Raw genomic sequence first — 23,392 nt, forward strand, 5'->3', positions numbered from 1 at the left:
TGACGGGCGTTCTCCTTCAATCGGCCCTGACTATTTTGGCTCCGGATTGTCCTTAGTAACCAGAACCGCCTTTTCCAGGGTGCCGGCGCCATCAACGCCCCACTTTGCCATGATTTCCTTGTAGGAGCCGTCATCGATCATGGACTGGATGGCATCACGGAAAACTGACCCGAGCGCATCGCCCTTGCGTACGCCAATGCCGTTGAAGACCGGATTGCTGACCAGTTCAGATACGCTGAAGCGCCCGGTAATCTTGGCCATATAGTGCATTTTTGCCGATCCGGCCGCCACCATCTCAACACGCCCCGAGGACACAGCCAGTTCGGCGGCGTTCTGGGTGGTGAATTGCTGCAGGTTAATCGGCTTCCCACCGGCGGATTCGCACAATTCCGCGCTCTTTTCCTTCAGATATTGGTAGTCCCAGGCACCGGTCATCACTGCAACGCTATGGCCGCACAGATCTTTTTCCGACTTGATGGAAAAGTCCTTGCCTTTCAAGAAGGCATAGGCGGTGCCTTCCTTGCGCTGAGGAATGAAATCAAGCGAATCAAGCCGTTCCGGCGTCACACCGAAGGAAGAAAATCCGGCGTCAAAACGCTTGCTGGCCAGGCCCGGAATGATGGCGTCGAAACTGGTTGCGGTAAATTCGAATGGCACGCCAATGCGTTCCGACATGGCTTTGGCCATGTCGATGCTCCAGCCTTTCAGGACGCCGTCTTCGACAAACTCATCCGGCGGCCAGTCATTGAAGGCGGCAATCTTGACGCCCTTCCTGTAATTCTCCGGCACAGCGTCCTGTAGTGCCTTAATCGGAGCGGCATGCAGCGAGGTGATGCTGGCGGCCGTGGCCAGCGCTACCATCATGCGCCGGGATGCGGTTTTGCGACGATTGGTCATTTATCTCCCCTTTGATTGGAACTTTATCCCCGTGCGAGGCTCGTCTTCTACTTGCGTTGCTGATAATGATATGCGAACGTTCTCACAATATAGCCATTGATTGATCGCATCCGTCAAGTTGAAAGTTGAGATCAGGCCCATCATCGCCTATGAAACGGTACAGGTATTGAGCAGCGTGAAACTGCTTGGAAGGAACGCGCAGACATGAGTGAACGACGCGCCGACAAGACGACCATTGCCGATGTGGCGCGCCTGGCCGGCGTCAGCACCGCGACCGCCGGACGTGTATTGGGCGGCTATGGCTATACCAGCGAAGAAATCCGCGACAAGGTGAAGAAATCCGCTGATATGCTGGGCTATCGCCCCAATCTGCTGGCACGCAGTCTTATCACCGGGCGCAGCAAGACCATAGGCGTTGTCGCGGGCGACATGCAAAGCCCGTTTTACGCCAGTATTCTGCGCGGTATTTCCGATGTGGTTCGTGCGCGCGGCTTTGGCTTGATCGTCACCAACAGCGATGAATCGATCGATCGTGAGCTGGAGGCAGTGGATCTTCTGCGCGAAAAGCAGGCCGACGGCATCATCATTGCGCCCTGTGATATTCTCAAGGCGCAGCACTTGCACGATGTCGTTGCCAGCGGCTGTCCAGTGGTTCAGATCGATCGCCGCGTGAAGGGATTGAAGGCGGATTCGGTGACCGTCAATGGCCGCCAGGCCGCCCACGCCGCAGTGACCCAAATGATTCTCGACGGCCATAGTCGGATTGGCGTACTGGCGGAACTCGAGCATGGCCGCTACAAGAATCTCAACGCATTTCTTCACGACCGCCAGCACAAGAAAATCGATATTTCATCGCTTTATCCGAGCTGGCAACGTCTGCTCGGCTATATCGAAGCGCATGAGGAAGCCGGGATCGCCTTTGATCCGAGCCTCGTTGCCCAGGTGGGCAGCTATTCGATCGATATTGCCCGCCAGCACGCCATCGCGTTGTTGACCCGGGAAACCCCGCCTTCAGCGCTGTTTACCACCGATGGATTGATGTCAGCCGGCGCCATGCTGGCAATCAGCGAACTCGATATTTCCATTCCGCAGCAACTGTCCGTGGTCTGCTTCGACGATCTGGACTGGATGTCGTTCTTTACCCCTAAACTGACGGCAATCCGGCAGCCGCTGCTCGAGGTTGGCGAAGCCGCGGCGCGTCTAGTCCTGGAGCGACTCGATAGCGCCGATCGAGCGCAGCAGGATATTGTGCTGCATGCCGAATGGCAGCCCCGCTGTTCGCTCGCCCGCCATCGCGGTTGATCTGGCCGGTCTTAACCTCAAAAAGACATGTGCGGTGGGCTCAATCCTGCAACTCGGCTATAGGCTCGCCGAGATCAATCGGCGCGGCATGGCCTGTACCGCCATATTGGCCGCATGTCGCCGCAGCAACGCGTGACGCCGCCTGTAGCAATGTTGCGGGCGCCTCGCCTTTCACCAGGCCATAAAGGGTGCGGGCGATGAAACTGTCACCAGCGCCTAACGTGTCAACCGCCACAATCGGCGTTGCTTCGGCATGGAAAACCCCTTGCGCACCGGCAAGAACTGCGCCCTTGGTGCCGCGGGTGACCAACACCCAATCCGCGCCGCTCTCGCGCAGGCAGGCAATGGTCGCCGTAACCTCGTCCGGCGAAAGCTCACCGCCCGAAACAGCGGCCAGAAAGCATTTCGGGCCGATACGTCGATAGTGTTCCACGTCGCGACGGGTGGAGAAATCATAGGACAGGCGTTGCGGCGCAATGGCATCCAGCCAGCCGTCAAGGCCGCTCGACTGACCAATATGGACGGCATCGAACCGGCGCGCAAACTGAATATCGGCAGCGCTCGGCTCAAACATCGACACTCCGAGATCAAAGCGGATGAAATAGCGATCATTATTGCCGCGATGACCAATAATGCAATAGGCCGTCTTGCCTGTGGCCTCCATGCGCAGATGCGAAGTATCGACGCCCTCGTCGCGCAGTGCCGCCTGAATGACCCTCCCGGCCGCATCCGCGGCAACCACGCCGATATAGGCCGCCTCGGCCCCAAAACGGTTCATATGAATAGCGACATTGACACAGTTACCGCCCGGAAACATTTCCCGACGCGAAATGTAACAATCGACGACATTATCGCCCATCGCCGCGATTTTGATCATTCTTATTTTCCCAATTGACAAGATGTGAGAACGTTCGCACACTGAAGTAGAACTGTCAACGTATCGCGGGGTTAGTACCGGGAAATGTTGCACTGGACCGGAACGGCTGCCGATCGGCGCAGCCAGGCTCTTCAAGACGCTGAAAAGAGGAACAGAATGCCAAAACAACTTCCTACCGATATTGCCGAAACCTTGAATGCGCTTGCGCAGCGGGATTTTTCACATGTTTTTCTGGTTGCATGCGGTGGATCGCTGTCAATCATGCATCCGGGCAAATATTTTCTGGACCGCCATTCGGGACAGCTGACATCTGACGTCTATAATGGCGACGAGTTCGTCACACGTGACCCACGTCGCCTCAACAGTGACGCCGTTGTCATTCTCTGCTCTCAGACAGGCACCACGAAGGAAACTGTGCGTGCAGCAAAACATGCCAGCCGCCGGGGTGCCCACGTGATCTCCCTGACGCTAGATCCGCAATCTCCGCTCGCTACCGCCGCCGACCACGTGCTGCAATACCAGGCCTCCTACACCACTGGCATTCCGATCGATGGCGCCGACAGCAATTACAGCGTGCTTTACATGTTGCTGGCAGGCATTGTTGATTTGTGCGAAAAGACCAGCCTTCTGCCAAAATTGCTGGAAAGCCTGCCGGCACTGCAACCGGCCATCGAACGCGGGCAGCAGCATTTTGATGAAACCTTTACCAGATATGCCGAGCGTTATGGACGCGAGAAAGTCATCTATACTATGGCCAGCGGTCCAGTTTATGGCGCGGCCTATTCATTCTCCATCTGTGTGTTGATGGAAATGCTGTGGATCAATTCGCAAGCTATCCATGCCAATGAATTCTTCCATGGCCCATTCGAAGTTGTCGACAAGAATGCCAGTTTCGTCATCATGATTGGGCTCGATGAAACGCGAGCGCTGGCTCAGCGGAGCCGCGATTTCCTGTACCGGTTCGGCGAGCCCGACAATATGCTGGTGCTGGATGCAGCGAACCTCGATCTCGCTGGAATAGATGACACTTTCAAGGGATATTTCGTGCCGTTGATTTTCTTCGATGCTCTTTGGAAATTTGCCTATAAACTGGCGGCGAAACGTGAACATGTCATGCTAGACGGTCGCCGCTACATGAAAAAGATCACCGACTACTAACAGCACCCCGGCTCAATCTTCGTTGCAGTTGGGCCGGGGCTACTACCGTTCCCGACATTGCCATGGCTGCTCGCTATACGGTGAATGGCCTCGATAATGCGGAGCTCGCCGTCTACGATCTTTTCCGACCGACCGACAATCAATTGCGTTTACCGGAGATCACGGCGTTACCCTTGAAGAACCGCACTATGTACCGCTGTGCCGAAATCACCGCCCAAAGTTGATACTCAAAACTCTAGATTACTCGAACCGGAACCGCTGTTCCATTGGCGGAGAAGATATGCATCTCCTTCGTCGAGGCTGTAAATGATAGTGTATCTGATAGCCTAAAATCCGCTTCTTCAGGCGTCTTGATCAAATATTTGGTGTCGGAACCGGCCATATCGATATAAAGGATTTGCGCCTCGCCCAGATGCTCTACAAGATCCACGGTTCCCGAAAAGACAGGTCCTTCGGTTTCCCTTGGGGCGATCCTGGTATTCTCGGGTCGAATTCCAACGCTAATTCTATCATTGAGAGCGAAAGCTCCGTCACCGGCTTCAATGGCAATTTTCGTCCCACAGTCAAGATGACAGGTATAATTATTCCCCGAGGCTTTCGATATGGTACCCGCGAGTATATTCATAGCAGGAGAACCAATAAACTGGGCGACGAAAAGATTGGCTGGCTTTTTGTAAAGCTCCACCGGTGTCCCAATCTGTTCGATATTGCCATCCTTGAAAACAACGATCCGATCAGCCAGTGTCATGGCTTCCACCTGATCGTGTGTCACATATATCATCGTTACATCGGGCATGCTTTGCTTGAGTTTTGCTAGCTCGATGCGTGTAGCCACCCGCAGAGCGGCATCCAGATTGGACAAAGGCTCGTCAAACAGAAAAACACGCGGATTTCTGACAATAGCACGTCCAATTGCAACACGTTGTCTCTGCCCACCCGAAAGGGCCTTTGGCAAGCGTTGCAGATAACCATCAAGCTTGAGTATTTCGCCGGCTTTCCTCACCCGTTTGTCTATTTCTGACTTTGCCACGCCGGCGATCCGAAGTCCGAAAGCCATATTCTCATAAACTGTCATATGAGGATAAAGCGCGTATGACTGAAAGACCATGGAAATACCCCGTTTCGACGGAGCTACATTGTTCATTCGCTCACCAGCGATGACGAGGTCACCCGAAGTTATCGTCTCAAGACCTGCAATGGAACGCAAAAGAGTTGACTTTCCACAACCGGACGGCCCGACGAAAACAACGAATTCCCCAGAAGCGATATCAAGGTCAATGCCGTGGAGTACTTCCAGGTTGGAGTAGGATTTACGTATATTCTTCAGCGACAGGTCGGCCATCATTCCCATTCCTTGTATTCTTATTTCGCGTTAATTGCGTTGCTCATGGAGCCAGACTTGCCAGATACCTTGTGATGGGACCCGGGGCACGATTGAGGATTTCGATGTCGTTCTTTCTTCGAATAGCCGCGCGGACAATTTTCGCACCCAGATAACGCACAGGTTCGGGCGGAAGCTTGGTGCGGTTTTTGATCCCCACCAAACCACAACTGCTCCATTTATCCACGCGTCCCAGAATCAGGCTTGCAAGGATTCGACCTGCGACAGGCGTCTGGGCAATGCCGGTCCCATTGAAACCCAGAGCATAGAAAATATTCGAATGGTGTCTCAAATGATCGAACACCGGCAGATGCTGCGCCGTACAGTCAATAGGACCGCTCCAGTCATGAAGGATCGGCACGTCCTTTAGCTGAGGATATACGCGGTGCAGTTCACGTATATTGTCTGCACCGCCGTCGCCGCTGCGATTAAAACGTTCGTCAATCCGATCATTATAGGCAATTCCACCCGTTCCCCGTCCAAATACGACCTGATCCGACGTCGTGCGCTGATAATAGAGCACGTGATGCTGCGCATCGCAGATCGAAGCACCGTCAGTCCATCCGATACGCTTGAGTATATCTCCAGCAGGCGCTGTCGCGATGAGCTGACTGCTCACCACATAAAGATAGGGATGAAGCTCAGGGATCGCGGAAGCCCAAGCATTGACCGTTAAAGCAACTTTGGTGGCAATCAATGTCCCGTCTGGTGTTTTAAGTTCGGGCCGCTCGCCTGGAACGATCTCCACGACAGGGCTTTTTTCATGAATGACAATCCCCTTCGAAAGCGCAAGCTTGCGAAGGCCAAGAGCAAGCTTGGCGGGTTGGACAGTCCCTGCCCGCTCCTCGACAATACCGACATATGACGCGTTGGAGCCAGTGCGCCGTTCAATGTCGTGCGCATTCAGTGTCCGGAACGGGTTGAGCCCGGATTTCTGACAGATATCCAGTGCTTTCGCCCATGCACCTTCCTGTGCGACAGAACTTGCGGTCCACAGCCAGCCATCAAGACGCAGATCCATGTCAATGGTTCCGCAATCTTGCAGCGCTTTCAGCTCATCAATCGCATCGCAGGTTGCCTGACAAAGCATGCGCGCATCTTCGTCGCCCACAAGATCGCGCAACATATCGATTTCAGCATACCAGCTGTGGACTTGCCCACCATTACGCCCGGATGCGCCCGAACCGCAAAAATCTGCTTCCAGGATTGTGATACGCGCATTTGGTTCTTGTTCTCGTATCCGCAATGCCGTCCAAAGCCCGGCATATCCCCCACCAACGATTGCAATATCGCATTGCTGCTCACCCGTTAAAGGTGCGGTGACAGGATCTGCACCAATACTTTGCAGCCAGAAGGAACGATCCTGCTTCGCCGCGACAACGGGGAGTCTCATTGTGATAGAGCTCATAGCCAGACCTTCTGCGCTGTTGCAATCACATCGTGATATTTGTCGAGCAGCCATTGCGGGATTGACTGCAAGGGCTGGGGAAAGCCCCCCGGGTGCGTGCAGGTTTCAGACGCACTGACAGCTGCCTTTTGAAGCGCCTCTTCTTCAGAACAACCTTCGAAGAAAAGCGCCACAAGGAATGAGGCGATAAAACTATCACCGGCTCCACAAGTATCGACCACGTTCACGGGTACGGAACCTGCGAAATACAATTGGCGTCCATTGTCATAGAAAGAACCGCGTTTGCCGCAGGTAATAACGACCTGTTGAGCTCCAGCCCGTTTGAATTGTGTAATCAAAGGCTGCACCGGTTCGTTCGGATCGTCTGGTCCTGATGCAAAAACCAACGGGACACCGTCAAGCGTCAGGTCAAAATGCCGGGTAGAGACATCCACACTGAACCTGACACCGTCCTCTACAAGCTGCCGGACCAGTCTTTCACTGGAATTTGTCCCAAGATGGGTCCAGTCAGATGAGAGCAAAGCCTGATATCGCTGTTGGTCTGGAATGTAGTTTTCGCCAACACCCAGAGATTCAAACAGGAAATGCCGTTCACCGTCATTATCGGTCAAAAGCGTTACAGCTGAATTTCCCTGAATAGTTTCAATATCGCTTGGCGCAAGTCCGACATCTTCGATCACACCAAGCATGATCTCTGCTTCCCTGTCGGGTGCCAGTGCGCCCATATAGCGGGCGCCGACCCCAAGCCGTTTCCACTGCACAGCAACATTAAGGGCATTTCCACCAACAGTAACGACCCCCTTGTTCAAATAAGCATCAAGGCAGTTGTCACCCACAGCAACAAGATTGAGATTTGCGTTCTTCATCGTAATTCCGCAGTATCAAAGTGGGGGGAAATCGCATCAAGGCAGCGCCGCCAGACTGCAACCGGATCCAGTGCATATGAGCCGTTGCCAAATGGCTCGAAGGTCAATGTGCCCCCGAATGAATGATGAGCAATTTCAGCAAGGTAGCCGTCAAGTGGCAAATTTCCGTCTCCCCATGCCAGATGTCCGGCCGGTGTTCCATCGACGACATGAACATGGGCCAGACGTTTGCCGAATCTCGAAAAGTAATCACCGACCTGATCTTCGGCCACTGCCATGGCAACCAGATCAAGTACCAGATCGACATTTTCCGCATTCAGGTCTTGCCAGAGACGTTCAAGATCGGCGGCATTATTGACGATGTTGCTTTCAGTACGCTGTAGGGGCTCAAGCAGACATCGAAGCCCCAGATTGGCCGCATGTGCCGTAATTCTCTCCAACGACTGAAGCGAATGGTTCCACGCGCTTTCGCGGCTCTCGCACTCAAAACCCCGTCCGGGTGTCAAGAAGAGGTAGCTGGCACCCAGTTCGGCACTGAAATCGGCTGCTCGCAGAAAGCATTCAACACTCTTTTCACGATAAGCTACGTCGCCTGAGGCTATGTTGACCGGATAAAGAACCTGTTCCGGGGTGAAGCAATGTACGCTGATCCCGTTATCATTCAGAATTGACTGAACACCTGAAAGCCGTGCCCGGTCAGAATGAAACAGATCAAGATGGGGGGCTATTCCCCATAGTTCCATACGTTGAAAGCCCATCAGCCGAAGCTGTTCGACAACCCATTGAAAGGGATAGTGCTGGAACGAAAAGTTGGCACCGATCAACTGTTCACGTTTTAACATTTTCCACCACGCTATTTGCCGATGCCTTCCGCCAGCCCGCGAATAAAGAAACGCTGTGCGGCGAAGAAGACGATCAGGATCGGAAGTGCCGAAAGTGTCATTGCAGCAAAGACAACGGCATAATTGGTTCCGTGTTTTGCCATGATCGATGTAAGGCCGACGGGCAGGGTCTGCACATCCGCACCACTGGTGAAGATCATAGCGAAAAGATATTCATTCCAGGCAAACAGAACGTGCAAGATTACACACGAGACGAGTATCGGCTTGCAAAGAGGTAAGGTCACACGCCAGAAAATCTGACCTTCACTTGCTCCATCCATGACGGCGGCTTCGTCCAGATCGCGCGGAAGACCAAGCATATAAGCGCGAATAAGAAACGTGGTGAACGGGATGCGGAACGCCGTATAGAGAATGATAAGCGCCCAATAGGTGTTGTAGAGACCAAGCTTTTGCATGATCCGCACCAGCGGAATGACCGCAACCGTTGGGCTCAACATCAATCCGCCAAGCACCAGACCGACAAAGAACGGCTTGCCCGGCAGTTTGGATCGCGTCAGGCCATAAGCAGTCCAGGCGCTTACCAGAACCGTACACACAGCCGAAGCCAGCGTGACGATGATGCTCGTTTCAATATAGTTCCTGATGCCCTGGTTCCACGCTGATATATAGTTGTCGAGCGTGAAGCCTGTTGGCAGCGCAAAGGGCTCACCAAATATCTCGGAGTTGGTCTTGAAACCATTCAGAGCCATCCACACCAGCGGATAGATTACAACGATACCAAGACTAATGAGGAAAGTAATCAGACAGACACGCACAAGCGCCTGCACAAAATCCGTGGGTTGCATCTCGCGTGAATGATAGGAGGCGTTGCTCATATTTCCACCCTCCGCTTTCTGGTATACCAGAGCTGTCCAAAGCCGGTCAGCAGCGTGATGATAAAAATCACCGAGGCGATAGCCGCGCCATAACCGAAGTCATTTTCAATGAAGCCCTGTTGATAGAGCCATGTTCCCAACACCTGACTGCTGTTGTTGGGGCCACCGCCTGTCATAACCATAACTTCGTTGAATACCTGAAACGCTCCGGTAATCGTAACGATAACCATGAGACCGGTCATTTCGCGTGTCAGTGGAAAGGTTATGTTCCACAGCCGACGCCACATACCCGCGCCGTCCATCGTCGCCGCATCATAAAGTTCGCGCGGGATCTTCTGGATCGCTATCGCAAATAGAAGGGTTGAATAACCAAAGCCTTGCCACTGGCTCATGGCAATGATTGAGTAGATTGCAGTCTGTTCTTCTCCCAGCCATGCCCGAGACAAGGTGGCAAGTCCAAGATGGTTAAACGCGGAATCCAGCAAGCCGATATCAGGCTGATAGATAAAATAGAACAGCAGCCCCGTCACAGTGATCGAAATTGCTGACGGTATGAAATAGACAGCGCGCCAGAACCTGCGCCATGTTTCATGTTGCAGACCTTCAATGATCGCCGCGAGCACGAATGCACCGAACACCTGGAACACGACCGAAATGACAGCATAAAGCGTGTTGTTCAAGATTGCCGTCCAGATCACCGGATCGTCTTGCAGACGTCGATAATTATCCAGGCCGACAAAGGCAGTTTCGCCAGTAAAAATATCCTGATTTGTCGTGCTGACGATAAAGTTGTCGATGATGGGATAGTAGACAAACCATAGGATTAAAACGAAAGCGATCAGAACCCAACGGAACGACAGCAGCTTCGCCAGCAAACCGGACTTGTCGAATTGCGACCCGTCCGGCAGAGGGAAGCCGTTTTTGACAGCCTCCCCTCTATATTCACGCTTCATGACAGTCATCGGCCAATAACATCCTTATCGGGAAGAGGCTGCAGCCTTTTTTACCTTTTCCATGACCTGTTCCGGTGTCATGGATCCACCAATCAGGGCTTGCAGGCCCGAAAGCCAGACAGATGCAACGCGCGGTGGATTGGCCGTATCAAGCCACGGCATCAGATAAGACGAATCCGCGATAACCTTGAGACCTTCGATGACGGACGGGTTCATGCTTTCAGCCGAATATCCGCCAACAGTCGCGCTTGGCTGTCCATAAGGTGGGGCCGACAAAACCTTCCCGTTTTCGGGTGAGGTAATAAACTTCATGAAGTCCACAGCCAGCGGAATATTCTTCGACGCTGAATTGATCATATAGCCTTCAGGTGCACCTTCGATTGATTTGACATCACCTTTGGCGTCTTTTGCTGCTGGAAGTTTGAAAAATCCAAAGTCTTCCTTCTTCAGTGCGCCATCTGCCGTGCTTTGATCAAACTCGATAATTTCTTGGTAGTACATTGCGGATTTGGCGTTGCTGAACTGCTGCAATGCCGAAGCATAGGATGAGCCGTTTGTACCTGCGCCGTCCGAACAATCGTCGATGAGCTTCTTCAGTTGTGTCAGGCTCGCAACATAGCCTGCATCCGAATATTCGGCCGTCTTCGGATTGAAATCCTTTTCAAGCGTCGCTTGTGGTACATTATAGGCAAGCAACTGACCGGCAAAATGCACAGCTGGCCAGCCTTCCTTGTTACCGAACGAAATCGGCGTCACACCGGACTTGCGCAGAGCTGCACATGCACCGATCAGTTCATCGAAACTCTTCGGTTCCGCCACACCAGCCTTGTCAAAAAGGGCTTTGTTATAGCCCATGAACTTTGCATCCAGATAAAGCGGAATACCGTATAATTTGCCATTATACTGGAATGCGCCGACTGCTGCATGGGCAAGCTGTTTGCCCCATGACGTGTCGGGACCAATAATCTTGGTCAGATCGACAGCACGATTGCCTCGCACAAAGTTCTCGCCCCAGCTCCCAGTCCAGGTGAAGTAGATATCTGGCAGCGAGTTAGACGCAACCAGGGCCTTGGTTTTCCCCTTCACGCTGTCGTCGCTTTCCTGAATAAGCTCGACTTTGACGCCTGGGTGAAGCTTCTCATATTCCTTGGCAGCGTTGACGAAATAGGGGGAAAGCTGTTGAAGGCCGAACTTCGTCAAAATGCTCAACGTGCCAGAATATTCGACGGGAGCATCAGGTTCCGCAACCACGGCGTCACTGGCGAGAGCTGCATTCATGTTGCCAGCCAACAATCCAAACATCAGGAGTGAAGCAAGGCTTGTTGTGCTCAAAAGCGTTTTGCATTTCATCTCGAAGTTCCTCTCTTTTAGCTATTGTTTCTTTATGTCGTCAGAATGCAGGAACCCGATCCGGCGGAACCGGATCGGGGACGGCTCTTAGTACTCGACACGTTTGTAATAGCGCCGCGTGGTCAACGGATGATCGCGCAGCACTTCCAGATGAGCACTCAAACGTTCCAGCATTGTTGCCAGGATGATTGGGGAGATCAGGCTGCGTGTCTTTTGGGAGATGCCTGGAAGGCTGGCAGAAGCGGCGTCCAGAATACGAACCTTATCGGTGTAGCGCTTTGCGAAATTCTCGACCCGATCCGTCAACGGACGGCATGCATCCTCGCCCTTGAATATGAAGAGGCTGACGCCTGGCTCAACCAGTTCGAGCGTGCCGTGGAAGAAATCGGAAGCATGAACCGGACGGGTGCGGATCCATTGCATTTCTTCAAGAATGCACATGCCGTAATAGTGAGCCTCTGGCCACGCAGTGCCAGCGCCGGTAAAGATGTGATATTTCTCGTCCTTTATTTCCTGCGCGAGCGCCGCTGCGCCTTCTTCAAAGTCTTCCTTCACCGAAACCAGCAATTCGGGCAGGCCCTTCAACTCGGAGACGGTTTCATCGTATTCTGGAAATTCACCGCGTTCAGCCAGCAGGGCCAGCACGATCAGGAGGGTCTGCAGGTAAAACGATTCCGAAGATGTGTCATCTTCTGCAAAATTGGTGAAGTTGTAATCGGCATCAAGGCCCAAGGGTGTATCCTTGTGACCAGTGAGTGACAGCGTTTTCACGCCTTTCTTCTTCAAGAACGCAAGAAGTTGCACGCTTTCCTTGGTCGTCCCGGACAGCGACGGAAGGATCACAAGAGCCTTTTCGTCCAACCCGGCGGGCGCCTCCAGAACAACCTGAGCGGAAAATGCTGATGACACCGGGAAAACGGTTGCGTTGCGGGCAATCTCGATTGCGGGCTGCGTCAAAAACTGTACGCCGCCCGTCCCCATGAAGAAAATGCGTTCCAGGCCATCATCGAGCAGCCTGCGCATCAGAGCGCGTACATCCCCTGCAATTGCGACCGCGCCGCCCTGTATTTTCACAAAGCGATCTTTATCGAAGTTGAGCATTACTACCTTCCCGTTTGCGCAGTTGAAACCTCGAGAAAAGCCCGAACCGGTTTTGCGCCTGTAATTCGTTGAGACAATATGAGATCGATCTCACACTTATTTAGCACACAAGATTTTTCTTGTGGCAAGTGGGTTTCAGAAATTTTTTTGTAGGCAGAAAATCAAGCTTCGTCGGCTCATCTACGGCTGACCGAACCCCGGACTATCAGCTTGGTTTCAAAACTTATTTTCTCCGGCGGTCTCTTTTTCCCTGATATTTGTTCAAGCAGAAGCCGGCCAGCAGCACGACCTATTTCCGACACCGGCTGAGCAATGACAGTGATCTGAGGGTCGGTAAAAGTCGCCAGATTGAAATCATCAAAACCGATCAGAGAGACATCGTGGGGAATCGATATTCCCATCGCTCTGAATGCTAAAAGCGCTCCCTGCGTCATCAAACTATCGACGGTAAAAAGTGCCGTTGGAGGCTTTTTTTGACTGAACAGGCGGATGGTGGCATCAACGGCATGCTCAACCGTCGATTGTGCAACGCAGATTAATTTTTCACTGGGTTCGATGCCATGTGCAAGCAACGCAGTCTTATAGCCGTTGAAACGCTCGCGTGATGTGAAGATGCGTGCATCATCCTGCAAAAGCGCAATATCGCGATGCCCCATTTCGATCAAATATTCAATGGCCTTGCGCGCGCCCCCTTCATTGTCGACCACAACACTGTCGCACTCGACGCCCTGCGCTGCGCGATCGATCAGAACCAGGGGTACGTTTTCGTCTATCAGACGTCGCAGATGCGAACTGTCTTCGGCTGACGTCGGCGCAACGATGAAGCCGCGAATGCTCAAAGATTGCAGGCTGGCCAGCAGAGATTTTTCCTGATCCAGCTGTTCCTCACTGCTCGCAATGATGAGATTGTGCCTTTCTTCGCGCGCCAGCACTTCAACATCATGGGCAATTTTTGCAAAAAACGGATTTTGAATGTCACCCAGAACGCAACCGATAATCGGCAACTGCCCGCTGCGCAGAGCCTGGGCCAATCGATTGCCTCTGTATCCCAGTTTCTCCGCAGCAGCCTGAACCCTCTGTGCCGTTTCATCACCAACATAGCCGTAACTGTTGAGCGCGCGAGCAGCCGTGGCGCGCGATACATTCGCCAGTGCCGCTACATCTTTAAGGGTCGCCGATTTCAGAGCCATACCATTTTCACAACTGATGAACCTCAACAGTTGTTATCATCCGCGGGCGCGCAATAGTAGTAGCGTTTATCAATAGATTTGCAGGATGATCGATCGAAGATTATTTGGGCTCTGATCTATTGTGCCGTGAAAGGCCGGCATATCAATACAGCCCTCGTCGCACAGAATGGAACCGGCCCATCAATCATTCTGACACTCTCGAGATGCGCTGATTGCCAGTCAGGAAACGCACCTCTCGATGGAAAGTTGATCGCTCGCCTTGATGGTATCTGAACCTAAGACCATCGACCGCTCGTACGGTTGGAATTTTTTGAGATCCAGATTACAGACGCATGATTTATTGAATTGCATACCGGCAGCGCCGTCGCGAAATGCGCTGCCGGTAAATGGTTATCATCGGATAGGCGCGTCCCACATCACCTTGTCAAGCGTGATTGGCAGGTCACGAACCCGGGTGCCTGTCGCATTATAGACTGCGTTCGCAACGGCCGCGCCTACACCGGTAATACCGATTTCACCAATGCCGCGTGCACCCATCGGCGCCTGTGGATCGGGTGAATTGGAATAGAGGATATCGATCTTGGGAACATCCATCTGCACTGGCACATGATACTCGGCGAGCGAAGCGTTCACGACACGGCCTGTGCGCTCGTCAAAATTGGTTTCCTCCGTAAGTGCCAGACCAATCCCCATAACGATACCGCCCTTGAACTGGCTGGTCGCCATTTTGGCATTGAGGATCTGGCCGGCATCGAAGGACCCGAGAAAACGCGACACGCGGATTTCGCCCGTGAGCGCGCTGACCCTGACCTCACAGAATTGCGCGCCATAGGAATGCATGGAGAAGGCCTCCACTTCCACAGGTGCCGGCGCGTCGGCCTGACAGACCAGTTCATCACGGCCAGCGCGGGCGAGAATGGACTGATAGCTTTCGAAGCGATCAGGATCGTCGCGATGGCCAAGGCCGCCGTCCCGTGGTTCGACCTCGTCAAGCGAAAGCCCAGCGAGTGGTGAATCGTTTCCGGCAAGCTTGATCAGTTCTTCGACGAAAACTTCACTTGCCGCGATCACCGCGCCGCCGATTGATGCCGTCTGGGTCGAACCGCCGGCGATCACGCCACGCGGCAGGCTGCTGTCGCCATATTCAAAGGTGACCTTTTCAAAGCAAACGCCGAGACGGGCGGCGATATGCTGCGCCTGGGCCGTCGCCGTTCCCATGCCCATGTCGTGCACGGCGGTTGAGACGGTGACGTGACCATCCGACGTCAGCCTGATCCTGACAGCACCACCCGGAAAACGATGGTATGGATAGGTCGCGGTGGCGCAGCCCATGCCGATCAACCATTCCCCCTCGCGTTTCTGTCGCGGCATCCGGTTGCGGTTCTTCCAGCCAAATTGATCCGCCCCCGCCTCATAGGCTTCGATCAGGTGGCGCGACGAAAACGGCTTGCCGGTGGTCGGATCCGTTTCCGGCTCGATGCGCCGACGCAGTTCGATCGGATCCAGATCCAGCTTTTCCGCTAGTTCGTCCAGCGCGCATTCGAGCGCGAAGGTCCCGACGGACTCACCGGGTGCCCGCATAAAACTATTGGCAAGCATGTCCAAGTCGGCAACATCCTGCGCCAGTTTGAAGTTTTTTGCGGCATAAAGATGCCGCGCCGGGAAGGTGAATTGTTCCGGACAGGAATTGTGCAGTGTCATGGCCGCCGTGCCAGTATGGATGAGCGCATCCAGCGTACCATCCGCACGTGCGCCGAGTGCCACCCGCTGTTCCGTTACCGTGCGGCCGCCAACGATGCGGAACACGCCTTCGCGCGACAGCATGATCCGCACCGGCCGCTCGGCCAATCTCGCGGCCGCAATGGCAAGGATTTGATGATCCCAGAGGCACTTTCCGCCAAAACCACCACCAACATAGGGCGAGGTCACACGCATCTTGCCGGGCTCCAGACCAAAGATATCGCCAAGCTGCCCGGCGGTCAGGTCGAGCAACTGACTGGCATCGTGCACCCGCAGTTCGTCACCATTCCAGGCGACCGTTGCCGCATGCAGCTCGATGGCATTGTGGTTGTGACGCGGCGTCCGGTAGGTAAGGTCTACCTTGACCTCGGCATTGGCGAGCGCCGTTTCGGCATCGCCGATTTCCAGCACGGGTGGCTGGCCAAGCAGTGTTTCGAGTTGCCGAGGCGTCTTCTTCGCCTCCTCGAACACTGTTACGGCCGGGAGGCTGGCATAGTTCACCTTGATCAGGGAAGCGGCGTAATCCGCCTGTTCCTGCGTTTCGGCCAGAACGAGCGCGATCGGCTGGCCGTTCCAGTGAATCTCGTCATTCTGCATCACCGGCAGGTCACTGGCGCCGGCGGCCGTCGGCGACGACATCATCAGCGACGGCGACTTCATGCGCGGCGCATTGTGATAGGTCATGACGAGGATGACGCCCGCCGCCGCTTCCGCAGCCGCCACGTCGAGTTCGGTGATTTTTCCGCGCGCGATAGTGCTGAAGGCAAGTGCCGCATAACTAATGTTTTCATACGGAAACTCGGCGGCAAACCGCGCCTTGCCCTGCACTTTCAAAGGACCGTCGATCCGCGAGACGGGTTGCCCGAGGGCGCCATGTTTGTGCAGTATGGGGTCGGGCGTCACAGCCGGCTGCCACCGGCTCGGCTTTTTGGTATCGGCTTGAGATTGGACGCTCATGCGTTCTCTCCCTTCAGTTCGTTTAGCACGGCGACAATCGTGCGTTTCGCCAGCTCAATCTTGAATGCGTTTTCACTGAGGGCGACGGCATCAGCGAGTTCGGCATCTGCTGCAGCCCGGAAGCTTTCCACACTCGCCATCTGCCCTTTCAGTGCTGCTTCCGCCTTCACTGCGCGCCATGGCTTATGGGCGACACCGCCGAGTGCAAGGCGCACATCACGCACGATCCCAACATCGTCGATATCGACAGCGGCCGCGACTGATATGAGCGCGAAGGCGTAACTGGCGCGGTCGCGAACCTTTCGATAGGTCGAGCGACGAGCAAAACCGAGCGGCGGGATTTCGATCGCGGTGATCAACTCATCCGGCTGCAGTTCCGTTTCGACCTCCGGCCGATCGCCCGGCAGGCGATGCATATCTGACAGCGGCATGCTGCGGGTGCCGGCCGGCCCCTTCAGGTGAACCACCGCATCGAGCGCGACCAAAGCCACGCACATGTCCGACGGATGGGCGGCGACGCAGGCGTCGGAGGCACCCAGAATGGCATGGTAGCGATTGAACCCTTCAAGCGCATCGCATCCCATCTGCGGTTGGCGTTTGTTGCAGTGCGCCGCGTTATCATAAAAATACCGACAGCGGGTGCGCTGCAGGATATTGCCACCAACCGTTGCAACATTGCGGATTTGCGGGCTGGCGCCCGCCAGAATGGAACGCGACAGCAGCGGGAATTCAGACCGCACCGCCGGATGAGCGGCCAGCGCCGTGTTCCTGGCCGCAGCACCGATTAGTATGCTGCCGTCCGCACGTTGTTCGATCTCGCCGGGCAGGTGCGTGATATCGATCAGCGTTTCCGGCTGTTCGACCGTCTCGCGCATAAGGTCTACAAGATTGGTGCCGCCACCGAGATATTTAGCAGCGGGACTGGCTTTCTTCAGGGCGATGGCGGAAGTGGCATCCGACGCCTGCTGGTAGGAAAAGATGTTCATGCCCGTACCCTTTCCTCGGTCGGAACTGCCTTCTGGTGGGCCAGCGTTTCAGAAATCGCCTCGACGATGCCGTTGTAAGCCCCGCATCGACATAGATTGCCGCTCATGCGTTCGCGAATTTCGCGCTCGTCGATCGGAATATCAGCAGCGGCGAGATCAGCAGTAACGACGCTCGGGATGTTGCGTTTGATTTCACCGGCCATCCCGATGGCGGAACACAGTTGGCCCGGCGTGCAATATCCGCATTGAAAACCATCATGTTCGATGAAGGCCTGCTGAAGCGGATGTAGGTCCCCATTGGCGGCAAGTCCTTCGACCGTCGTGATGCTGCGGCCCTGGTATTGAACCGCCAGCGCCAAACAGGAGTTGATACGTTCTCCATCCACCAGCACCGTGCAGGCGCCGCACGCACCTTGATCGCACCCTTTCTTGGTTCCGGTAAAGCCAAGATAGTTGCGCATGAGATCGAGTAGCGATGTACGGATATCCGCCTCGACCTTGATAGCTTCTCCATTGATGATAAAATGCATAAGGATATCTCCTTTGGCTGAAAAGCATTGGCGATGATGGATCGCAGTGACGAAACGAATGTCTACGGCTGGATGATCCCCTTGAGAGGATTCTTCTGTCCCTGAGGACAGTGGTCCCGACGCATAAGCCGCGCCGGATATGATGGGTGCTCAGCCCGCAGACAGCGCGGCCTGACGACAGGCGGCAATATCGGCAATCACCGAAAGCGCCAGTGACTGGACATCCCGGACCCGGCCGAACAGGCCAATCGGCGCCTTGATCCGGTCGATGACTACCTGCGAATGCCCGAGGTCTCTAAGACGCTGCATCCTTTTTTCATGGGTCCGGCTGCTGCCCAGCGCGCCGAGATAAAACGGGTGGCCATGCAGAGCCGCATCAAGAACAGGTATTTCAAGCTCAAGATCGTGCTGCAGAATTGCCACCGCCGTATCAGCATCAATCAGCGCCTCGTCCGGAGCCTGTCCAGTCGCTGCGTCATAACGGAGAACTTCATAACCCGCTGCTCGCGCCACCTTGGCGGCAATCTCGACTTCCAAAGTTCGGCCAGAAAGGAGGATCCTTACAGCGGGGCGGTAAGAGGTGAGGAACGTTCCATTATTCCAGCCGGCATCGGCCCTTCCTGAAACGAATGAAAGCGATTGGGTACTCGGACTGTAAGACAGGCCGGTCTTGCGACGACACTGCAGGCCTTTAATCGCCTTCCGAATAGGCCGAATATCCCTCAATACGTGAACTGCGACGGTGACCCCGCCCCCACAAGGCAAAACGATGTCGAAGAAAGGTGACCCTTCGCCCAGCATGACGAACCGATCATACCGTTTCGAGATTGCCTGCAGGGCTTCGGCAGCGACAGCCGCCTCGGTACAGCCACCCGACACATATCCGCAATAGCGCCCATCGTCGGCGACAGCCATATGCGCGCCCAGTGACCGCGAGGAGCCGCCACGAATTTCCACCAGTGTACAGAGCGCCACCTGCAGACCTGCTTCCACAGCCCGGATCGCAAAATCCAGAACTTCGACTGCGGAATCCGTCGGAAAGGCCTCGGCAGGCACGGGCAATATCTCAGCGGCAAACCCATTGGTCGCCGGCCCGAAATTATTTGTCCGGCCAGGGAACTTGCCTAGACACGCGTTGTTATCAGGACTTGGATGCGTCGATACCGTCATAACATGCTCCTGCCAATCGCAGTGATTGTAATTCGAAAATTAAAGACCGCCTGATATGAGCGACCGAAACGGCTTACCTTTGCGAGCCTTCCACGCGGTTTTGGGCATGACATCCACCCTTTCCTGGATTAGAAGTTGGATGGCACTCCACATAAGCGGAGGCGCCTCCGTTTAAACATAGGGGCTGGCGAGTTTTCGTCAAGCCCTGTTCTGGGTTGGAGTTATGGTGGCCAAGCAACAGACTTCGCAACCGCAGGAGCAGCCAAGGTTACGCGCAGATGCGCTGCGTAATCGCTTGAAGCTGATCGAAGTAGCGGCGGGTGCTTTCGCCGAACGTGGCGCGGACGCTTCGCTTGAAGAGATCGCCCGGCAGGCAGGGGTCGGGATCGGAACGCTCTATCGGCATTTTCCGACCCGTGAGCATCTCGTGGAAGCGGTCTATCGGCGCGAACTTGAATTGCTCGCCACCGCCGCCACCGAGCTCATGGCTGAAAAGGCGCCCGACATAGCACTCGAAGAATGGATGCATCGTTTCGTCAGCTACATGGCCGCCAAACGCGGCATGGCGACCAGTCTGAAACTACTGTTTACATCAAACGCCGCCCTTTTCACGGAGGGTTCGACACTCATGAACGCCACATTTGACGAGCTTCTGCGCAAGGCGGTTCAAGCGGGCACGATAAAAAACGACATCGGAACATCTGATGTTCTTTACACGCTGTTCGGCATCTACTCGATCCCGGACACGCCCGATTGGCGGGAACGGGCGCACAGGATCGTTCGCTTGATCATGGACGGACTGCGAATTCGACCGGAAAACGGATGATCGGCGCGGTTGGTGGAGAGGGGATTGGAGAGCGTTGCAATGACCAACAGACAGGAGCTTTCCGATCAATTCGCTAAGCCCGACATTTCGGTCGCGATCATCATCCTTGCCGCTGGCCGGTCGAGCCGGATGTCGCCGGGAGCAGGTCACAAACTGCTTTCGACATTCGATGGCGTTCCATTGGTGAGGCGAATGGCCTTGCGGGCCATTGAAAGCAAGGCAATCGACATCTACGCGGTCACCGGTTTCAGGCATAAGCAGATTGAGGCCTGTCTTGTCGGCCTCGACATGACGATCGCCTTCAACCCGGCCTTTGCTTCAGGCCTGTCAAGTTCGCTGAGCGTGGGTTTGAACATTCCCGGAGTGACGGACCATAACGGCGTACTGATCCTTCTTGCGGACATGCCGTCCATTACCACGCACAATCTGGACCAACTCATCGACGCCTTTGCAACATCAAAGGGCCGCTCTATCGTCCGAGCAGCCCATGCAGGCACCTCCGGTAACCCAGTCATTCTCCCTAACGGCCTTTACGCACAGGCGCTGACACTTACGGGTGATCGCGGCGCGAGGACGTTGATTGAGAACTGTGATTTGGACATCATCGAAGTCGATATCGGTGAGGCTGCGATTGTCGACGTCGATACACAGAGCGACCTTCAAAGGCTGGGTGGTGTTCCGAGTGCGCGATAAAAGGCAATATGTCCCTTGGTTTCGGCCCAATCCCCGACTACACGCATCTGTTCATTCATCGCGTTGTAAGACGACGATATCAAAGACTGGCCTCAACGCCTCGAAAGAATATGGCCTGACGACCCCTGCATTGGGTGACGTGCTGATTGCCAGTCAAGATTCTTGGCGATTGCTCCTCCTCAAGGGCAATTTCAACCGTTGATCCCCAAATTAACGTTCGACGCCTAGCTGGCAGGAATAATCTCTGGCCATTCCTGTGCTCCGTGAAGTACGCGGAGGATGCGAACCGCCGATTGCGTTACAGCATAAGCCGCGACGTATGGAGTACCGTTTATCACCAGTTCCCGCGTTCCGGCAATTCTGCCAACCCAACCACTCGCCGGAAAATCAATTAGGCGACGAGCAGCCGCGACGATCCGTTCGTAGACCATGATTGCAGATGAGGGATTATCCGCCTCAATAAAAGTGAAGATGGCGTCTCGATCTGACAACGCAAATGCTGACCAAGTGAGCTTCACGACTTGAGTGCCGTTGCTTTAAGGCGCGCTGCCGCCCGTCGCCTTTCGAAATGAGCCGTGACTTCATCATCCGGGACGTCCGGTCGTGTGTCGTGAAGCGCTTCAAGAACCTTGCTGCGAAACCAAGCATCGTGCGCTTCGCTGCCTGATATAAGTTCGAGCGGTAATGACCCCGCGTTCGCGGTCCGGGTGAGTAAGATACGAACTACGTCCGACACCGTAAGACCCATACTTTCAAGCACCGCAGAGGCACGATCTCGAACTTCGGCATCAATGCGAGTTTGAACGAGTGCGTTCGAAGCCATAAGTTTGTCCTACTTAAAGCGCGATTGTAATGCATATGAATCACACAGTCCGCAGGATATTTCTGTGCACGCCAAACCGCTGCGTTTTTTGCGTTGGAAGGATACGAACCACTTTCCCTTGTCTTTGAACGGTGTGCTAATGGCCAGTCAGAAAGGCGAGTTGCAAAGTTTGTTGAAATGGCGTCCAGACATCGAGCCGGAAGCGAAAGGTCGCAATAACCGGCGGTTTCCCGCCGGTTTTTGCATCCACTTACATTGCTATCAGGCCAGCGTATAGGCGGTCTTGACCGTTGTGTAGAACTCGGCGGCGTAGCGGCCCTGCTCGCGCGGACCGTAGCTCGAACCCTTGCGCCCGCCGAACGGCACGTGGAAATCGACACCTGCGGTCGGCAGGTTGACCATCACCATGCCCGCTTCCGAATTGCGCTTGAAATGCGTGGCGTATTTCAGGCTCGTCGTGCAGATGCCCGACGACAGTCCGAAGCTGGTATCGTTGGCGGTAGCAAGCGCTTCTTCATAATTCCTGACGCGGATGACCGAAGCGACCGGGCCAAAGATTTCCTCGCGGCTGATACGCATCTGGTTGGTGGCTTCGGTGAAAAGCGCAGGCTGGAGATAGAAGCCCGGCGTTTCGCGGTTCAGACGTTCGCCGCCAAAAGCAAGCTTTGCGCCTTCCTTGCGACCAAGCTCGATATAATCCATGTCCTGCTGAAGCTGGCTTTCATCAACAACCGGGCCGATATGCGTGCCCTGCTTCAGGGCATTGTCGACCACAACGCTTTTCAGCTTTTCGATTGCAGCAGCGACAAACTTGTCGTGGATACCTTCCGTCACGATGATACGCGACGACGCCGTGCAGCGCTGGCCCGTCGAGAAGAAGGACGAATTGACCACGGACTCGACAGCGACATCGAGATCGGCGTCATCCAGGACGACAACCGGGTTCTTGCCGCCCATTTCGAGCTGGAAGCGGCGGTTGTGCTCGATGGATGCCGCCGCAACGCGCTTGCCCGTACCGGTCGAGCCGGTGAAGGTGACGGCCTGAACGTCCGCACTGTCCAGAATGGTCTGACCGACAACCGAACCCTTGCCCATGACGAGATTGAGAACGCCCTTTGGCAATCCCGCACGGTGCAGGATATCGACAATCGCCCAGGAGCAGCCCGGCACGAGATCAGCCGGTTTGAACACAATCGTGTTGCCGTAGCAAAGTGCCGGCGCAATCTTCCAGGCCGGAATAGCGATCGGGAAATTCCATGGCGTAATGATGCCCACGACGCCGACCGGCTCACGGGTGATTTCCACACCGATACCCGGACGCGCAGAAGGCAGAACTTCGCCAGCCAAACGCAGGGCTTCGCCTGCGAAGAAATCAAAAATCTGGCTGGCGCGAATGGTTTCGCCGATGCCTTCAGCCAGCGTCTTGCCTTCTTCGCGCGACAGGAGACGGCCAAGCTCGTCCTTGCG

Annotated in this window: 23 protein-coding genes; 5 read left to right on the plus strand and 18 right to left on the minus strand. The window is 54.8% G+C overall.

The window, feature by feature from the left end:
• Positions 1–30: 30 nt before the first annotated feature.
• A complete protein-coding gene (locus AAE521_RS21965; protein WP_342062460.1) occupies positions 31–897 on the minus strand; it encodes a transporter substrate-binding domain-containing protein in 867 nt (288 codons plus the stop codon).
• Positions 898–1,101: 204 nt separating this feature from the next.
• Here AAE521_RS21965 and AAE521_RS21970 point away from each other — a divergent pair, with 204 nt between their 5' ends.
• Positions 1,102–2,199, plus strand: coding sequence for a LacI family DNA-binding transcriptional regulator (locus AAE521_RS21970; RefSeq protein WP_342062461.1), 1,098 nt, complete (start codon positions 1,102–1,104; stop codon positions 2,197–2,199).
• A gap of 40 nt (positions 2,200–2,239) precedes the next feature.
• Here the strand turns inward: AAE521_RS21970 and AAE521_RS21975 are convergent, their stop codons facing one another.
• Positions 2,240–3,169, minus strand: a complete 930-nt coding sequence (locus AAE521_RS21975) for a PfkB family carbohydrate kinase (RefSeq protein WP_342062482.1) — start codon at positions 3,167–3,169, stop codon at positions 2,240–2,242.
• A 63-nt stretch (positions 3,170–3,232) separates the two neighbouring features.
• Between AAE521_RS21975 and AAE521_RS21980 the strand changes: the two genes are divergently transcribed.
• Together AAE521_RS21980 and AAE521_RS21985 are read left to right on the plus strand one after the other, a co-directional pair.
• Entirely contained in the window at positions 3,233–4,234 is a 1,002-nt protein-coding gene (locus AAE521_RS21980; protein WP_342062462.1) for an SIS domain-containing protein, read from the plus strand.
• 62 nt (positions 4,235–4,296) lie between these two features.
• Positions 4,297–4,458, plus strand: coding sequence for a hypothetical protein (locus AAE521_RS21985; RefSeq protein ID WP_342062463.1), 162 nt, complete (start codon positions 4,297–4,299; stop codon positions 4,456–4,458).
• An 11-nt stretch (positions 4,459–4,469) separates the two neighbouring features.
• On the opposite strand, the gene AAE521_RS21990 is transcribed toward AAE521_RS21985, so the two are convergent.
• The 13 genes from AAE521_RS21990 to AAE521_RS22050 all read right to left on the minus strand — a co-directional run bounded on the left by AAE521_RS21990 (position 4,470) and on the right by AAE521_RS22050 (position 19,583).
• The gene (locus AAE521_RS21990; RefSeq protein WP_342062483.1) at positions 4,470–5,576 is read right to left on the minus strand and encodes an ABC transporter ATP-binding protein; all 1,107 of its coding nucleotides are present in this window, start codon (positions 5,574–5,576) and stop codon (positions 4,470–4,472) included.
• A gap of 43 nt (positions 5,577–5,619) precedes the next feature.
• On the minus strand, positions 5,620–7,008 hold the full coding sequence (locus tag AAE521_RS21995; RefSeq protein WP_342062464.1) for an FAD-dependent oxidoreductase: 1,389 nt from the start codon (positions 7,006–7,008) through the stop codon (positions 5,620–5,622).
• 11 nt (positions 7,009–7,019) lie between these two features.
• The gene (locus tag AAE521_RS22000; RefSeq protein ID WP_342062465.1) at positions 7,020–7,889 is read right to left on the minus strand and encodes a PfkB family carbohydrate kinase; all 870 of its coding nucleotides are present in this window, start codon (positions 7,887–7,889) and stop codon (positions 7,020–7,022) included.
• Positions 7,886–8,731, minus strand: a complete 846-nt coding sequence (locus AAE521_RS22005; RefSeq protein WP_342062466.1) for a sugar phosphate isomerase/epimerase family protein — start codon at positions 8,729–8,731, stop codon at positions 7,886–7,888. The genes AAE521_RS22000 and AAE521_RS22005 overlap by 4 nt, the downstream gene beginning before the upstream one ends.
• A gap of 11 nt (positions 8,732–8,742) precedes the next feature.
• Positions 8,743–9,606: a carbohydrate ABC transporter permease gene (locus AAE521_RS22010; protein WP_342062467.1), complete on the minus strand. Its 864-nt coding sequence runs from the start codon at positions 9,604–9,606 to the stop codon at positions 8,743–8,745.
• Positions 9,603–10,568, minus strand: a complete 966-nt coding sequence (locus tag AAE521_RS22015) for a carbohydrate ABC transporter permease (RefSeq protein ID WP_342062468.1) — start codon at positions 10,566–10,568, stop codon at positions 9,603–9,605. The genes AAE521_RS22010 and AAE521_RS22015 overlap by 4 nt, the downstream gene beginning before the upstream one ends.
• Positions 10,569–10,583: 15 nt before the next feature.
• Entirely contained in the window at positions 10,584–11,909 is a 1,326-nt protein-coding gene (locus AAE521_RS22020; protein ID WP_342062469.1) for an ABC transporter substrate-binding protein, read from the minus strand.
• A gap of 87 nt (positions 11,910–11,996) precedes the next feature.
• Positions 11,997–13,010 (minus strand): SIS domain-containing protein, encoded by a 1,014-nt coding sequence (locus tag AAE521_RS22025; RefSeq protein WP_342062470.1) that lies wholly within the window; start codon positions 13,008–13,010, stop codon positions 11,997–11,999.
• A 176-nt stretch (positions 13,011–13,186) separates the two neighbouring features.
• Positions 13,187–14,200, minus strand: a complete 1,014-nt coding sequence (locus AAE521_RS22030; protein ID WP_342062471.1) for a LacI family DNA-binding transcriptional regulator — start codon at positions 14,198–14,200, stop codon at positions 13,187–13,189.
• Between the two features lie 393 nt (positions 14,201–14,593).
• On the minus strand, positions 14,594–16,897 hold the full coding sequence (locus AAE521_RS22035; protein ID WP_342062472.1) for a xanthine dehydrogenase family protein molybdopterin-binding subunit: 2,304 nt from the start codon (positions 16,895–16,897) through the stop codon (positions 14,594–14,596).
• Positions 16,894–17,883 (minus strand): FAD binding domain-containing protein, encoded by a 990-nt coding sequence (locus AAE521_RS22040; protein WP_342062473.1) that lies wholly within the window; start codon positions 17,881–17,883, stop codon positions 16,894–16,896. Before AAE521_RS22040 ends, AAE521_RS22035 begins: the two co-directional genes overlap by 4 nt.
• A complete protein-coding gene (locus AAE521_RS22045; protein WP_342062474.1) occupies positions 17,880–18,413 on the minus strand; it encodes a 2Fe-2S iron-sulfur cluster-binding protein in 534 nt (177 codons plus the stop codon). Before AAE521_RS22045 ends, AAE521_RS22040 begins: the two co-directional genes overlap by 4 nt.
• Before the next feature lie 150 nt (positions 18,414–18,563).
• Positions 18,564–19,583 (minus strand): XdhC family protein, encoded by a 1,020-nt coding sequence (locus tag AAE521_RS22050; RefSeq protein ID WP_342062475.1) that lies wholly within the window; start codon positions 19,581–19,583, stop codon positions 18,564–18,566.
• Positions 19,584–19,806: 223 nt separating this feature from the next.
• Between AAE521_RS22050 and AAE521_RS22055 the strand changes: the two genes are divergently transcribed.
• Positions 19,807–20,409, plus strand: coding sequence for a TetR/AcrR family transcriptional regulator (locus AAE521_RS22055; protein ID WP_374864478.1), 603 nt, complete (start codon positions 19,807–19,809; stop codon positions 20,407–20,409).
• A 39-nt stretch (positions 20,410–20,448) separates the two neighbouring features.
• On the plus strand, positions 20,449–21,102 hold the full coding sequence (locus AAE521_RS22060) for a nucleotidyltransferase family protein (RefSeq protein ID WP_342062477.1): 654 nt from the start codon (positions 20,449–20,451) through the stop codon (positions 21,100–21,102).
• Between the two features lie 224 nt (positions 21,103–21,326).
• Here AAE521_RS22060 and AAE521_RS22065 read toward each other — a convergent pair whose 3' ends face one another.
• The 3 genes from AAE521_RS22065 to AAE521_RS22075 all read right to left on the minus strand — a co-directional run.
• Entirely contained in the window at positions 21,327–21,620 is a 294-nt protein-coding gene (locus tag AAE521_RS22065; protein WP_342062478.1) for a type II toxin-antitoxin system RelE/ParE family toxin, read from the minus strand.
• The gene (locus AAE521_RS22070; RefSeq protein WP_342062479.1) at positions 21,617–21,925 is read right to left on the minus strand and encodes a type II toxin-antitoxin system RelB/DinJ family antitoxin; all 309 of its coding nucleotides are present in this window, start codon (positions 21,923–21,925) and stop codon (positions 21,617–21,619) included. Before AAE521_RS22070 ends, AAE521_RS22065 begins: the two co-directional genes overlap by 4 nt.
• Before the next feature lie 261 nt (positions 21,926–22,186).
• A partial coding sequence (locus AAE521_RS22075; protein ID WP_342062480.1) for an aldehyde dehydrogenase family protein occupies positions 22,187–23,392 on the minus strand: 1,206 nt, incomplete at its 5' end.

Source organism: Brucella cytisi, assembly GCF_038433355.1.
Lineage (GTDB): Bacteria > Pseudomonadota > Alphaproteobacteria > Rhizobiales > Rhizobiaceae > Brucella > Brucella cytisi.